The 13,553-nt window shown below is 47.2% G+C and carries 14 protein-coding genes; 8 read left to right on the top strand and 6 right to left on the bottom strand.

The window, feature by feature from the left end:
- Positions 1-76 precede the first annotated feature (76 nt).
- Genes FOT42_RS02925 through FOT42_RS02940 form a run of 4 tightly spaced genes read right to left on the bottom strand, consistent with a single transcriptional unit; the run spans position 77 to position 3,829 of the window.
- A complete protein-coding gene (locus FOT42_RS02925) occupies positions 77-370 on the bottom strand; it encodes a hypothetical protein (protein WP_151889068.1) in 294 nt (97 codons plus the stop codon).
- Entirely contained in the window at positions 367-2,367 is a 2,001-nt protein-coding gene (gene ligA, locus FOT42_RS02930; RefSeq protein ID WP_151889069.1) for an NAD-dependent DNA ligase LigA, read from the bottom strand. Before ligA ends, FOT42_RS02925 begins: the two co-directional genes overlap by 4 nt.
- Positions 2,368-2,396: 29 nt before the next feature.
- Complete coding sequence (gene prmC, locus FOT42_RS02935; RefSeq protein WP_151889070.1) at positions 2,397-3,344, bottom strand: peptide chain release factor N(5)-glutamine methyltransferase; 948 nt, start codon at positions 3,342-3,344, stop codon at positions 2,397-2,399.
- On the bottom strand, positions 3,344-3,829 hold the full coding sequence (locus FOT42_RS02940; protein WP_151889071.1) for a GNAT family N-acetyltransferase: 486 nt from the start codon (positions 3,827-3,829) through the stop codon (positions 3,344-3,346). Before FOT42_RS02940 ends, prmC begins: the two co-directional genes overlap by 1 nt.
- A 29-nt stretch (positions 3,830-3,858) precedes the next feature.
- On the opposite strand from FOT42_RS02940, the gene ribD reads away from it, so the two are divergent.
- From ribD to FOT42_RS02965, 5 genes are all read left to right on the top strand, one after another.
- Positions 3,859-4,908, top strand: a complete 1,050-nt coding sequence (gene ribD, locus FOT42_RS02945) for a bifunctional diaminohydroxyphosphoribosylaminopyrimidine deaminase/5-amino-6-(5-phosphoribosylamino)uracil reductase RibD (protein ID WP_151889072.1) — start codon at positions 3,859-3,861, stop codon at positions 4,906-4,908.
- Positions 4,905-5,507, top strand: a complete 603-nt coding sequence (locus FOT42_RS02950) for an HAD family hydrolase (protein ID WP_151889073.1) — start codon at positions 4,905-4,907, stop codon at positions 5,505-5,507. The genes ribD and FOT42_RS02950 overlap by 4 nt, the downstream gene beginning before the upstream one ends.
- Complete coding sequence (locus tag FOT42_RS02955; RefSeq protein ID WP_151889074.1) at positions 5,508-6,371, top strand: EamA family transporter; 864 nt, start codon at positions 5,508-5,510, stop codon at positions 6,369-6,371.
- 186 nt (positions 6,372-6,557) lie between these two features.
- Positions 6,558-8,624, top strand: a complete 2,067-nt coding sequence (locus FOT42_RS02960; protein WP_151889075.1) for a BspA family leucine-rich repeat surface protein — start codon at positions 6,558-6,560, stop codon at positions 8,622-8,624.
- A 30-nt stretch (positions 8,625-8,654) separates the two neighbouring features.
- Positions 8,655-9,263 (top strand): IMPACT family protein, encoded by a 609-nt coding sequence (locus tag FOT42_RS02965; protein ID WP_151889076.1) that lies wholly within the window; start codon positions 8,655-8,657, stop codon positions 9,261-9,263.
- A gap of 278 nt (positions 9,264-9,541) precedes the next feature.
- Here the strand turns inward: FOT42_RS02965 and FOT42_RS02970 are convergent, their stop codons facing one another.
- Positions 9,542-9,940 carry an acyl-CoA thioesterase gene (locus tag FOT42_RS02970; protein WP_151889077.1) on the bottom strand — a complete coding sequence of 133 codons (399 nt, stop codon included), beginning with the start codon at positions 9,938-9,940 and terminating at the stop codon, positions 9,542-9,544.
- Between the two features lie 203 nt (positions 9,941-10,143).
- Here FOT42_RS02970 and dnaA point away from each other — a divergent pair, with 203 nt between their 5' ends.
- The 3 genes from dnaA to FOT42_RS02985 are packed head-to-tail and all read left to right on the top strand — an operon-like array spanning position 10,144 to position 12,772.
- Positions 10,144-11,568 carry a chromosomal replication initiator protein DnaA gene (gene dnaA / locus FOT42_RS02975; protein ID WP_072882584.1) on the top strand — a complete coding sequence of 475 codons (1,425 nt, stop codon included), beginning with the start codon at positions 10,144-10,146 and terminating at the stop codon, positions 11,566-11,568.
- Positions 11,569-11,586: 18 nt separating this feature from the next.
- Positions 11,587-12,039 carry a low molecular weight protein-tyrosine-phosphatase gene (locus tag FOT42_RS02980; RefSeq protein ID WP_151889078.1) on the top strand — a complete coding sequence of 151 codons (453 nt, stop codon included), beginning with the start codon at positions 11,587-11,589 and terminating at the stop codon, positions 12,037-12,039.
- Positions 12,040-12,043: 4 nt separating this feature from the next.
- Complete coding sequence (locus tag FOT42_RS02985; RefSeq protein ID WP_151889079.1) at positions 12,044-12,772, top strand: SAM-dependent methyltransferase; 729 nt, start codon at positions 12,044-12,046, stop codon at positions 12,770-12,772.
- A 48-nt stretch (positions 12,773-12,820) separates the two neighbouring features.
- On the opposite strand, the gene FOT42_RS02990 is transcribed toward FOT42_RS02985, so the two are convergent.
- Positions 12,821-13,465 carry a lysozyme family protein gene (locus FOT42_RS02990; protein ID WP_151889080.1) on the bottom strand — a complete coding sequence of 215 codons (645 nt, stop codon included), beginning with the start codon at positions 13,463-13,465 and terminating at the stop codon, positions 12,821-12,823.
- Positions 13,466-13,553: the final 88 nt, after the last annotated feature.

Genomic DNA, 13,553 nt, shown 5'->3' on the forward strand with positions numbered 1-13,553 from the left:
CTATTTTCTATGGTCAATGTTCTTTCGTCTCTTTGGACTTCCGACATCAGACTTCTGACTTCTGACTTCTGACTTCTCAAAGATGAGCCTCCACCAAAACCTTGAGTTCTTCGTCCAAACCATATTCCGGAAAAGGCTTGCCCGCCTGTCGGTACCAATAACCCGCATTCCACTTATCCCCTTCCCAGCGATGTAAATACGCATGGATCCAACTGCCCATGGAAGTGTGGATCTCCTGTGCTATGTCGTGCGAAGCATCCCAATCCTCCTTGGCGGCAAACCAAAGGGACCGCAAGGAATCTGGCCAATCCTTGGGCGGAGCGTTCAAATCCAGGCTTTCCTGAAAGGCTTCGTAGGTTTTGGGGATCATGCTTGCAGCTTTTGTAAAAATTCCTGTTCGGAAATGATGGGCACTCCCAGACTTTCTGCCTTGGTTCTTTTGCTGGGCCCCATATTGTCCCCCGCCACCACAAAACTGGTTTTGGAAGAGATGGAAGAGGCTACTTTGCCCCCATTGTCCTCGATCAGCTTTTTCAATTCGTCCCTACTGACGGTCTCAAAAACCCCTGATACCACAAAGATCTGTCCTTTCAATTTATCCGTCTGGTTCTCCAGTTGTTCTTCCGACAAGGAGAATTGCAACCCATAGGATTTCAAGCGGTCAATGATTTCCAAATTGGTAGGCTCGGAGAAAAAATTGACCACACTTTCCGCGATACGCTCCCCTATTTCATCCACGGCCACCAATTCCTCTTGGGATGCGGCCATCAAGGCATCGATGTTCTTGTAGGCCTTGGCCAGTTTTTTGGCCACGGTCTCGCCCACATATCTGATACCCAAGGCAAAAAGTACCCGTTCAAAAGGTATGGATTTGGAGGCGGCCACCCCATTCACCAGATTTTCTGCGGATTTGTCCGCCATACGTTCCAAGGGGACCACCTGTTCCTTCGTCAAGGTGTAAAGGTCTGCGTAGTTGGCGATCAACCCTTGTTTGAAGAGCAGTTCCACCGTTTCGCTCCCCATACCCTCAATGTCCATGGCCTTTCGGGAAATAAAATGCTGGATGCGCCCCGTGATTTGGGTAGGACATCCCGTATCATTCGGACAGAAATGTTGGGCCTCTCCTTCTTTTCGGATCAGTTCAGTGGCACATTCAGGACAATGCGTAATATATTCGGTCGGTTTGGAATTGGCAGGCCGCTTCGTAAAATCTACTGCAATGATCTTAGGGATGATCTCCCCCCCTTTTTCCACGAAAACGGTATCTCCCTCCCGAACATCCAGTTTGGCAATCTGATCGGCATTGTGCAAGGAAGCGCGCTTCACCGTGGTACCTGCTAATAGAACAGGTTGAAGGTTTGCCACAGGTGTTATGGCACCGGTCCTTCCCACCTGGTAGGTGATCTCATTGAGCACCGTGGAAGCCTGTTCCGCCTGAAATTTGTAAGCCATGGCCCATCGCGGGGATTTGGCGGTGTAGCCCAGCTCTTCTTGCTGCTGTATGCTGTTCACCTTGACCACTACCCCATCCGTTTCGTACGGCAAGTGGTGCCGATTGGTGTCCCAATGTTCCACAAACTGCATCACCTCGGCGGTGGATTTGCAGAGCTTGGCCACCGTCGGAACCTTGAAACCCCAAGACCGGGCCTTTTCCAAGATCTCAAATTGGGAAGATATGCCCAAATTGCTGCCCGCAATACTGTAGAGCAAGCATTCCAAAGGACGTTGGGCCACAAGGGCACTGTCCTGCAACTTCAAACTGCCGGATGCTGTATTCCTTGGGTTCATGTAGGGGTCTTCACCAGCCTCTATCCGTTCATGGTTCATTTTGGCAAATCCTTCAAGAGTCAAAATAATCTCTCCCCGGATATCAAATTTAGGGGGATAATCCCCTTTCAATTGCAAAGGGACCGAACGTATCGTCTTGATATTCGTGGTCACATCATCTCCCTGAAAACCATCGCCCCGAGTGACCGCCCTTACCAATTTCCCATCTTCGTAGGTGAGGCTGATGGAGGCCCCATCATACTTCAACTCACAGGTAAATTCGACCTCTGCATCACCCAGAATACGCTGGATACGCTTTTCCCAATCCTCAAGGTCCTCTTTGGAATAGGAATTGTCCAAGGAATACATCCGATGCTCGTGCACCACGGTTTCAAAGTTCTTGGTGACCATGCCCCCTACCCGGATCGTGGGCGAAGCAGGGTCATAAAACTCCGGATGCTGCGCTTCCAATTGCTGGAGCTCTTTGAGCTTCATATCAAATTCATAATCGGAGATGGAGGGTTGGTCCAGCACATAGTATTTGTAATTGTGCTCGGTGAGTTCTTTTCTGAGGGATTCTATTTTTTGTTCTATGCTCATCTGTCTTATTATCCGATTTAAAAACATCCCTAAAGTCCCCTACCATCGGCAGGCAGGCCTTTGGGGACAATTGCTTTTAGCATTCGATCATTGCCAAAGATGTCCTTTCGCAGTTCAATTTCCGAAAAATTATGGGCTTTCAAAAGTGCCTTTGTCTCCTCGCCCAAATACTGGTTGATTTCCAGATAGAGACCCCCCCCTTCTTTCAAACGGGTTCTGCCAAATTGGGCAATGGCACTATAAAAAACAAGCGGGTCCCCATCGGACACAAAAAGCGCCAAAGATGGTTCATGGTCTTTCACATTGTTCTTCATTCCTTCCTTTTCCAACTCCCTGACATAGGGCGGATTGGATACGATGATGTCAAAATCAAGTTTAAGCTCAAGCTCAGGTTCAAGTTCAGGGGCAAGGATGTCGTTTTTTTGAAATGTGATGTCCACCTGGTTCAACCTTGCATTTTCACGGGCGACTTCGAGTGCCTTTTCAGAAACGTCGAGGGCATATACTTTAGCATGAGGCAGGTGTTTGGCCAGTGCAATGGCAATGCAACCACTTCCGGTGCCGATATCCAAAATGGTTAAGGGCGATGGGTAAAAGTCCATGTTTCCAGCTTCCGACTTCCGACTTTCGACTTCTGACTTCCGACTTGCCACATCCTCCAAAATCCACTGCACCAATTCCTCGGTTTCTGGTCTTGGGATGAGTACGGCTTCATTCACGTGAAGCTCCAGATCCATAAAATGGGCCGTTCCCAGAATGTATTGTAGGGGCCGTTCCTGTTTCAATTGGGACAATGCCTCAAACAACGGCTGCTCCTCCTCTTTGGTCAAGGTGAGTTCGGGCTGGATGGCCAAAACAAATCGCTCCAATTTCAGGTAATGTTCAATGCACCGATAAAAAAAGGAATCGATTTCTTCCTTGGGATAGGTCTTCCCCAATTCTTTATGAAAAATGTTCTTGATTTCCTTGAGCAGCATTACAACTTTTTAAGCATCCAAACGGGACAGGAATAGTGCCCTGTGTTCCCCAATGGCGCATCGATATATTCAAAACCATTTTTCTTGTAGAGTTTTTGGGCGGCCTCCATGTAGGGCATGGTTTCCAGATAACATGCATCAAATCCGTACTCTTTGGCCCTTTGCAGACAAATCTGTATCATTTCCGAACCGATGCCCTTGCCCCTGGCCTCTTCCAGAAAATACATCTTTTGCAGCTCGCAAACGTTGCCCTCGAAGTTCTGCAATTGGGCAATCCCAGCACAGCCGATGATCTTTCCATCGTGCTCCACCACAAAATAGGTTGCCTTGGGCACGTTGTATTCGGCATACATATCATCCAGAGCTTTGTCCGCATAGGCGGTGCCCACTTTTGGGACCCCCATGTCCTCCAAGACCTTGCGGATCACCTTGGCCACTTGTTCATTATCTTCGGGCTTGATTTCCCGAATTTTTGCATTTCCCATAATGCCGTTTAATATGCTATTTTTGCTGGGTGAATATACATCAAAAATATATCCTCCGTTGCATGGAACTGGGCAAAAAGGGACTGGGAACCACGGCCCCCAACCCCATGGTGGGATGCGTGATCGTGCATGATGGGAAAATCATCGGGGAAGGCTTTACCAGCCCTTATGGCGGGCCCCATGCAGAGGTGAATGCCATCAACTCCGTCAAGGACAAAAGTGTACTTTCACGAGCTTCGCTCTATGTGACCTTGGAACCCTGTTCGCACTATGGAAAAACACCTCCCTGTGCCGATTTGATTGTAAAACACAACATTTCAGAGGCATTCATCGGGCTGAAGGACCCCCATGACAAGGTAGCCGGAAAGGGCATCCAAAAACTGGAAGAAGCAGGTTGCAAAGTGACCATCGGCATCTTGGAAGAGGAATGTAGGGAGCATCACAAACGATTTCTGACCTATCAGGAAAAGAAAAGACCCTACATCATCCTGAAATGGGCCGAGACGCAAGATGGGTTTATGGCCCCCGACAAGACTAAAAGGAAAGACAAGCCAGAACCGTATTGGATCACGAATCCCTATTCCAGACAGTTGGTGCACCAATGGCGGAGCGAGGAACAGGCCATTTTGGTCGGGACTAATACCGTTTTGGAGGACAATCCGAAATTGAACACTCGGGATTGGGCGGGGAAAAACCCGATCCGAATCGTTTTGGACAAAAATCTGAGGATAGGCCCCGACTTCCATGTGCTGGACGGATCAGAGAAGACCATAGTACTCACCCAGCACACGGACGCTACAAAATATATTGATGGAGTTGCCTACGAAGTCTTGGATTTCAACAAGCCTTTGGCCCAGCAGGTGTGCGATGCACTCCACAAACAGTCCATCAGCAGTGCTATTGTGGAGGGAGGTACAAAAACCCTTCAAACCTTTATTGATGAAGGGCTTTGGGACGAAGCCCGAATATTCACCGGAGCCGTTCGTTTTGGCAATGGGATTGCCGCCCCAAAATTAAAAGCAGTCCTTCAACATAGGGAAACCATCTTGTCCGACATTTTATCCATCTATACCCCATGATCAAAAACATCATCTTCGATTTTGGCGATGTGCTCATCAATCTGGACAAGCGGGCCACCGCAATGGCCATGGTGAAATATGGGTTTCAAGGCATCACTCCTGCCTTGGACAGCCTGTTCAAGGACTATGAAAAAGGAATGATGGATTCGGCCAGCTTTCTTGGCGAAGTGTCCGGGCTTTTCCCCAATGCGGGCATAGCGTACCTGACCCATGCCTGGAATGCCATTTTATTGGATTTCCCTGAGCATCGCTTGGAGTTTCTGGAAAATCTTGCACATGAAAATGAATACCGCCTGTTCCTGTTGAGCAACACCAACCACTTGCACATGGAATGTGTGAGGGAGCAAATGGGCATGGAGCGTTTCAACAGGTTCAAAAATGCATTTGAGGTGTTTTATCTGTCCTACGAAATGGGCATGCGGAAACCCGACGCCGAAATCTTTGAATTTGTGCTGGAAGAAAACAATTTGACTGCCACGGAGACCCTTTTTGTGGACGATGTGAAGGAAAACACGGATGCCGCTGCGCTTTTGGGCATCAATGTTTGGAACCTTAGGGTGGGCCAAGAGGACATCACCCAACTAAAATCGTACCTATAAATGATAGACCTGGCCCTTAGCGTTCTCAGCTCCACCCTGATCTTCGTCGCTTTCAAGCTGTTCGATGTCTATAAAGTACAGACCCTGTACGCCATCATCACCAACTATGTGGTGGCCTGCTTGGTGGGCCTGTTTTTGTACGAAGGGAATGTGGACGTAGCGCAATTGACCAGTACTTCGTGGTATTGGGGTCCCATTGCGCTTGGCGTACTCTTTATCACCATCTTCAACCTGATGGCAAAGTCCACACAAGTTTCCGGGGTTTCCGTGACCTCGGTGGCCACAAAAATGTCACTAGTGATCCCCGTTGTGGTCGGAGTGGCTGTATATAAAGAAGAACTGTCCCTGCTCCAAATCATTGGAATCGTGCTCGCCCTGTTGGCTGTTTACCTGTCATCCCAAAAGGAGAAGGGCATCACCATCAACCGAAAGGATCTCTTACTCCCGTTATTGGTGTTTTTGGGTTCGGGCATTATTGATACCAGCATCAAATATTTTGAAGAAGAACACCTGACCGACCAAGAGATTCCCATTTTCTCGTCCATGGTGTTCGGTTGTGCCGCCCTGACCGGATTGATTTTCATCGGAATCAAGTCCTTCAAGACCCCATTGAGGGTCAACTTCAGGAACATTCTTGGCGGTATTGCCCTTGGGGTGCCCAATTACTTTTCCATTTTCTTTTTGATACGGGCCCTTCGCTCGGACATGCTCAACAGTGCTGCGGTATTCACGCTGAACAATGTGGCCATCGTTATGCTTTCCACCATTCTGGGCATCCTACTGTTCAAGGAACGATTGAGGCCGAAAAACTGGGGTGGTGTTGCTTTGGCCATTCTGAGCATCGTGCTTGTCGCTTTGTTTTAAGCCTCAAAGGAATTTAAATCTTTCAGTACAAATTTTGTCGGGTTTTTCAATGCGATGAAAGCCACTCATTTCACAACGGTCAATTGAAAGGGGAAATCCGTCAACCCAACGGCGGGTTCCATCAGATCATGCCCTTGGTATCCATTGCTTTAGCCTACATTTATCTATTGACCAATAACTCTCCCAATGAAAAACCTACTCTATGTTATCCTGATCACAGGAATGATATTGTCTTGCAGCAAAGATGATGACCCGAAACAACCTCAAAACAGTCCCCCCACCATCAATGCACAGACATTTATTGCCCACGAGAACATCCCCGATGATGAAATCGTCGGTACTGTTATGGCCACTGATGCCGATGACGACGCTTTGACCTTCAGTATCAAGACCAACAGTAATGATCTCTTTGAGGTAACCCCTGCAGGCGCTCTTAGCCTTGCCAATGGAAAGAGGCTCTCCTTTGCCACCGCCCAAACCCATGAAATTGTTGTGAGCGTAAGCGATGGTACCATCGATTCCAATGCAGAGGTCACCATCAATGTCACCCAGAACCAAATCCCCTCCATAGCTGACCAGAGCTTTGAGGCGGCCGAGGACATTGCTGACACATCGGTTATTGGAACCATTATGGCCAATGACCTTGACGGGGATGCACTGGTGTTTTCCATTACGGTAAACGACAATGACCTGTTCGAAATCTCGGAGTCCGGTGAATTAAAACTGATGAACGGATATCACCTTGATTATGAAACTGCTACGGAACATGTGATAACCGTCAGTGTTTCTGATGGGATCAACAGTGTCGAGGCCCAAGTCACCATAACCGTGACCAACGTGATTGATACCCTTGCCGAAGAACCCGACTCCTTTGTTACCAAATGGAAAACCGAAACGGACAATGAGACCATCGTCATTGGGGTGAATGACCTTTACTCCTATGATTACAAAATTGATTGGGGCGATGGCACCGTCGAGGAGATTGCCCACAATTCCAACCCAGAGCATACCTATGTAACCGCAGGTACCTATACCGTGGCCATACAGGGGGATTTTCCTGCCATACAAATGGGCAATGCATCCATTCATGCAGGCAAGCTAGTGGAAATTACTCAATGGGGCACCATTTCTTGGAAAACGATGGAATCAGCCTTTAAAGGATGCCACAAAATGGAATATCACGCAACGGACATGCCCAATCTCTCCCAAGTGACCAACCTTTCCTATATGTTTTGGGGGGCACGTTCATTTAATGGTGCCATTGGCAATTGGGACACAGGCAATGTAACCAATATGTCGGCCATGTTCTATTATGCCGAATCCTTCAATCAAGATCTCAATGATTGGGACGTAAGCAAGGTCCAAACGATGAATTCCCTGTTCGCACATGCCCTTGCCTTTAATGGAAACATCAGTGAATGGAATGTGGGCAATGTCGTCAATATGAACAGCATGTTTTACAGGGCTCTCTCCTTTAATCAAAACATCGGTGGTTGGAATGTGGGCAAAGTGGGGATTATGACGAGCATGTTCCAAGCAGCAGAGATGTTCAACCAAGACCTCAATAGTTGGAATGTAAGCAATGTGGCCGATATGTCAGGAATGTTTCGCTCAGCCACTGCCTTTAACGGGGACATCAGTGCATGGGATGTAAGCAATGTAACAGATATGTCCAGCATGTTCCATTTCGCTGCCTACTTTAACCAAGATATTGGCGGATGGGATGTAAGCAAGGTACAGAACATGGGATTCATGTTTCATTCGGCTGTCTCTTTCAATCAGGACATTAGTGGGTGGAATGTAGGACAAGTCAACCAGATGTCGTCCATGTTCTCCAATGCTGCTTCATTCAATCAGGACATTGGGGGATGGAACGTAAGCAATGTCATACAAATGTATGAGATGTTTGCCAGTGCCATCTCCTTTAACCAAGACATCAGTGGTTGGAATATGGGCAATGTATCAAATATGCAATACATGTTCAACTATGCAAGTGCCTTTGACCAAAATCTTGGGGCATGGAACATTGCAAGTTCAGGGCACTTATATGGCATTTTTAACAATTCAGGGCTTTCCACCGCCAACTATGACAATACCCTTATAGGATGGGCCGCCAATCCCGACACACCCGATAATATTATATTGGGTAATAATAATTTGACCTACTGTAATGGCGCTAATGCAAGGGATGAACTAATCAATATTAAGGGTTGGACCATCATTGATGATGGTATTGACCCCAATTGCAATTGAGCCTAATATAATAGTGGTAGCTTTGCCCCAATGGAAAAAGAGGATACCTATAAAACCATTGGGGCACCCTCCCCGGAAATTTTATATAAGGACAAGAAGAGTAAGTTCTTTGCGTCGGCATTCCCCATTACTTCTGAAAATGAGGTAAAACCGATTGTGGAAGAACTTCGCAAGAAATACCATGCGGCCAACCATGTCTGCTACGCATGGCAGCTGGGCGAGAAAGAACGTTCCTACCGCGCCAATGATGACGGGGAGCCCAACAATTCGGCGGGCATGCCCATTTATGGACAGATTCAGTCCTTTGATGTCACCAACGTGCTGATTACGGTGACCCGGATATTCGGCGGCACCAAATTGGGGGTCGGCGGATTGATACAGGCCTACAAGACTGCGGCGCAAATGGCCCTTGAAAGTGTGGAAATTGTGGAACGTGTCATACAGGACCGGCTTCTGCTCCGTTTTGGCTACCCGGAAATGGACAAAGTGATGCGGGCCATCAAGCAAAAGAACCTCGACATGGTTTCCCAAAAAATGGACATGGATTGTGAGTTGACCATTTCGGTCCGGTCGAGTGAAACGGAACAGGTGTTCCAACTTTTCGATGAAATGCAAGGGGTGGATGTGTCTATTATGTAATGGAACCAAGACCGCTTCGCTTTAAGATATAAGAATAAAGACCTTTTGGTTTCGGGTTTAAGGTTTTAGATTGAAGGCTAATGAAATCTGTACACTAATAGCAGGTGTATTGGAATTTGAAACTTGATGTTTGAAGTCAGATGTCGGAAGTACAAATTGGTTTCCAGTTTCTTGGTTCCTGATTCTTGTCTCTTGGTTGTCCTCCCTATATTCTTTTCTCTATGTTCTATTTTCTTTGTTCTTGAACTTGTCTCTTGTCTCTTGTCTCTTTAAAAAATTCAATTATCCAGCTTTTCCAAGATATAATCCGGGCACTTGATGGGCTTTCCCGTCTTTTTGTCCATAAAGGCCAGAACGGTATGGCCTGTGGCCAACAGCTCCCCTGATTCGTTGAAAACCCTGTAATCAAACGCTATCTTGACGAGCGGCCTGCTCTTCAGGCTGGTCTCCACAGTAAGGAGGTCGTCGTAGAGTGCAGATTTTTTGTAATCGATATGCAAGGATATTACGGGGAGCATCACCCCATTGTCTTCCATACTTTTATAGGTGATACCCAAGGCCCTGAGCCACTCCACTCTTCCCATCTCCAAGTATTGTGCATAATTCCCATGATAGACCACGCCCATTTGATCGGTTTCTGCATAACGGACACGAAAAGAATGTGAATTTAACTGCATACTTTAACTTAAAAATTATATATTTAAAGTCTTGGTTAATTTGCAAGCAACATGCGAAAAAAAAATAGAACATTCAATGACAAATTGATTTTTTTTTTAAAAGAATTGTTCACATATTTGTCGCATCCAAAAGCGTCTAAGATACCCATAGATGCTGCATCAAAAGTGTTATAGCTAACCAACAAAAACAAGGAAAAACTTCTATGAGTGTCACTGCTAATTCCGTATGGAACAACTGTTTGGCTTTTATCCAGGATAACATCCAACCGCAGGCATTCAAGACTTGGTTCGAGCCCATCAAGCCCATCAAACTAACGGACAAAGCACTCAGCATCCAAGTTCCCAGCAAGTTTTTTTACGAGTGGTTGGAAGAGCATTACGTGAAGCTTTTGAAGGTGGCCCTGACCCGCGAACTGGGTAGCAGTGCCAAGCTCATTTACATCATAAAAATGGAGAACAAGTACGGTAACAAGGAACCGTTCACGGAACAGATTCCGAGTTCCAACCGTACGGCGGTCGCACCCCAAGAATTGGATGTACCGATCACCTCCAAAAGTCCTGAACTCAAGAACCCGTTTGTCATCCCTGGCATCCGTAACATCAAGATAGAGTCCCAACTCAATCCCAACTATAATTTCGACAATTTCCTGGAAGGTGATTCCAACCGTTTGGCACGATCCGCAGGTATGGCCGTGGCCAACAAACCGGGAGGAACTTCCTTCAACCCATTGCTTGTCTTTGGCGGGGTCGGATTGGGAAAGACGCACCTGGCCCATGCCATTGGTGTGGAGATCAAGGACAAATACCCGGAAAAGACGGTGCTCTATATCTCTGCGGAGAAGTTTACCCAACAATACATTGAATCCGTAAAAAAGAACACCCGGAACGATTTCATCCATTTTTATCAGCTGATCGATGTGCTCATCATAGATGACGTGCAGTTCCTCTCTGGCAAATCTGGGACCCAGGACGTGTTCTTCCACATATTCAACCACTTGCACCAAAACGGCAAGCAAGTGATCTTGACCTCGGACAAGGCGCCTGTGGACATGCAGGACATTGAGCAGCGGTTGCTTTCCCGTTTCAAATGGGGGTTGTCCGCCGAGCTCCAAAGCCCGGATTACGAGACCCGGGTTTCCATCCTGAAGAACAAACTATACAGGGACGGTGTGGAAATGCCCGATGACATCATAGACCATGTGGCCCGAAACATCAAGACCAATATTCGCGAATTGGAAGGTGCCATCATTTCCTTAATCGCACAATCTTCCTTCAACAAGCGTGAGGTCACTTTGGAACTGGCCCAACAAGTGGTGGAAAAGTTTGTCAAGAACACCAAACGCGAGGTTTCGATTGATTATATCCAGAAAGTGGTCTCCGATTATTTCGAAATGGATGTGGCCACCCTTCAGTCCAAGACCCGGAAACGACACATTGTACAGGCCCGGCAATTGGCCATGTTCTTTGCCAAAAAATTCACGAAGGCCTCCTTGGCCAGCATCGGCTCCCAAATCGGGAAAAGAGACCATGCCACAGTGCTCCATGCCTGCAAAACGGTCGATAACTTGGCCGAAACCGACAAACAGTTCCGAAAGTACATCGACGACCTGAACAAAAAGTTCAGCTAGGAACCAATCCCTTTTTTTATGAAAACCAAAGTCTTGATGGTCTGCTTGGGCAACATTTGCAGATCACCTTTGGCCGAAGGTATCTTGGCATCCAAAGTGGACCCAGACCATGTCTTTGTGGATTCTGCCGGAACCGGGGGATACCACATAGGAAACCCACCTGACCGAAGATCCATTGCCGTGGCCCGAAAATATGGATTGGACATCAGCCACCAAAGGTGCCGACAATTCTCCAAAGCGGATTTTGCAGCGTTCGACCTGATCTATGTGATGGACCGAAGCAATTTTTCCAACGTGGCCCGTTTGGCCTCCACATCGGAAGAAGCCCAAAAGATAAAACTGTTGTTGGAAGAAGTCCCATTGGGCATTTCCGAAGTCCCAGACCCCTATTATGGAGAGGCCGATGGTTTTGAGGAGGTGTACCAAATGATCGATAGGGCTTGCGAGGCTATTGCCAAAAAGCTAAATTGACCCCATGGAAGAGAACAAACCTGGTTTGGTCGTGGGCAAAGTCTATTTGATTCCCACAACACTCGGAGACAATGCCCCTTTGGAAGTGATGCCCATCTCCATCAAGGGAACCATTGAACGCATCGACCATTATATTGTGGAAAACGAGAAAACGGCGCGTCGTTTCATCAAAAGGGTGAGCCCTGGCAAACCACAGCCCAATCTCATCGTCCAGACCCTGAACAAATACACCAACCCGGAAGAGATTCCCTCCTACTTGGACCCCTGCATACACGGTCACGATATTGGTCTGTTGTCGGAAGCTGGCTGTCCCGGCATAGCCGACCCCGGTGCCGATGTGGTCCGTGTTGCCCATCAAAAAAGGATACAGGTGGTCCCGCTGGTGGGCCCCTCCTCCATTTTGATGGCCATGATGTCAAGCGGCATGAACGGTCAGAATTTTGCCTTCAATAGATATTTGCCCATAGACAATGCCGAGCGCAAGACCATGGTGAAGAATTTGGAAAAGCTGTCGCGGGAGAAAGGGCAATCACAGATTTTCATGGAAACCCCTTATCGGAACAACAAACTTTTGAAAGAGCTGCTGCGAATCCTCCAAAAAAGCACCCGCCTTTGTATTGCAAGCGACATTACGCTGCCGACGGAGTTCATCCAGACCAAAAGCGTGCACGAGTGGGGCGAAATTGAACTGGATTTGGACAAAAGGCCCACCATCTATATCATTCAAGCATAAAAAAACCCGGAACAGGTCCGGGTCTTTTATTCTTTTCCTTGGTCGTTCCTAGACCTTGGCGTTCTTTTTCTGCTCAATGTTGGAAATGTCATATCCCGCAAATTTTTTCATGTAGTACGAGATACTACTCCCATAAGCGTCCGTCACATCTTCCTGTCCATAGGATCGTAGATACTTCTTCACGTTTCCAGCCCCGGCCAAATGTGCCGCGGCCAAGATTCCTGATTCCGTAACTTGTACACCGGCTATTTTCTTTCCATTGAAACGCTTGATATCCCTTCGTAAAATCCATTTGTTACGCGCAATATTGGCGGCAAACGCCTTTTCCTGCAATATGGGGTCGTCCAAAAAGGCATCCATGTCATAAATGCCCATAAGATTGAGGGTGCTTCCCCCAAATTGGTACTTCCCCAAATAACCCAATGAATTTACTACGTGATATCTGCCCTGGGACTCTTTGAAGGCAAGCGCCTCCTTGAAACCGTTGTAAGCCTTCCCGAGAAAGGGAGGTACAACTCCTGTTTCACCCACGGACGAAATGGAATCCAGCGGTGCAAATTGTTCTAGACCTGTCTCAACCTTCAATGAATCGGGAACCTTATAGTCCACCTTTTTCATCAGGGTATAGGAACCAAAACTTGTCAAAACTACGATCATGGCAAGATGTAGAACGAAACCTATCCATCTCTTCATAATGTTCATATTTGTGATCTCGATACTATATACGTATCAAAAATCAATTTGGCCGGCAAATATAGGGGGAGTTCATTTAACGGGTTGA

This window comes from Flagellimonas hadalis (assembly GCF_007785775.2).
Lineage (GTDB): Bacteria > Bacteroidota > Bacteroidia > Flavobacteriales > Flavobacteriaceae > Flagellimonas > Flagellimonas hadalis.

What these genes read in the sequence shown, in the direction of transcription:
- FOT42_RS02925 (WP_151889068.1), bottom strand. Translation starts at nt 370, where the DNA reads ATGATCCCCAAAACCTACGAAGCCTTTCAGGAAAGCCTGGATTTGAAC.
- ligA (WP_151889069.1), bottom strand. Translation starts at nt 2,367, where the DNA reads ATGAGCATAGAACAAAAAATAGAATCCCTCAGAAAAGAACTCACCGAG.
- prmC (WP_151889070.1), bottom strand. Translation starts at nt 3,344, where the DNA reads ATGCTGCTCAAGGAAATCAAGAACATTTTTCATAAAGAATTGGGGAAG.
- FOT42_RS02940 (WP_151889071.1), bottom strand. Translation starts at nt 3,829, where the DNA reads ATGGGAAATGCAAAAATTCGGGAAATCAAGCCCGAAGATAATGAACAA.
- FOT42_RS02950 (WP_151889073.1), top strand. Translation starts at nt 4,905, where the DNA reads ATGATCAAAAACATCATCTTCGATTTTGGCGATGTGCTCATCAATCTG.
- FOT42_RS02955 (WP_151889074.1), top strand. Translation starts at nt 5,508, where the DNA reads ATGATAGACCTGGCCCTTAGCGTTCTCAGCTCCACCCTGATCTTCGTC.
- FOT42_RS02960 (WP_151889075.1), top strand. Translation starts at nt 6,558, where the DNA reads ATGAAAAACCTACTCTATGTTATCCTGATCACAGGAATGATATTGTCT.
- FOT42_RS02965 (WP_151889076.1), top strand. Translation starts at nt 8,655, where the DNA reads ATGGAAAAAGAGGATACCTATAAAACCATTGGGGCACCCTCCCCGGAA.
- FOT42_RS02970 (WP_151889077.1), bottom strand. Translation starts at nt 9,940, where the DNA reads ATGCAGTTAAATTCACATTCTTTTCGTGTCCGTTATGCAGAAACCGAT.
- dnaA (WP_072882584.1), top strand. Translation starts at nt 10,144, where the DNA reads ATGAGTGTCACTGCTAATTCCGTATGGAACAACTGTTTGGCTTTTATC.
- FOT42_RS02980 (WP_151889078.1), top strand. Translation starts at nt 11,587, where the DNA reads ATGAAAACCAAAGTCTTGATGGTCTGCTTGGGCAACATTTGCAGATCA.
- FOT42_RS02985 (WP_151889079.1), top strand. Translation starts at nt 12,044, where the DNA reads ATGGAAGAGAACAAACCTGGTTTGGTCGTGGGCAAAGTCTATTTGATT.
- FOT42_RS02990 (WP_151889080.1), bottom strand. Translation starts at nt 13,465, where the DNA reads ATGAAGAGATGGATAGGTTTCGTTCTACATCTTGCCATGATCGTAGTT.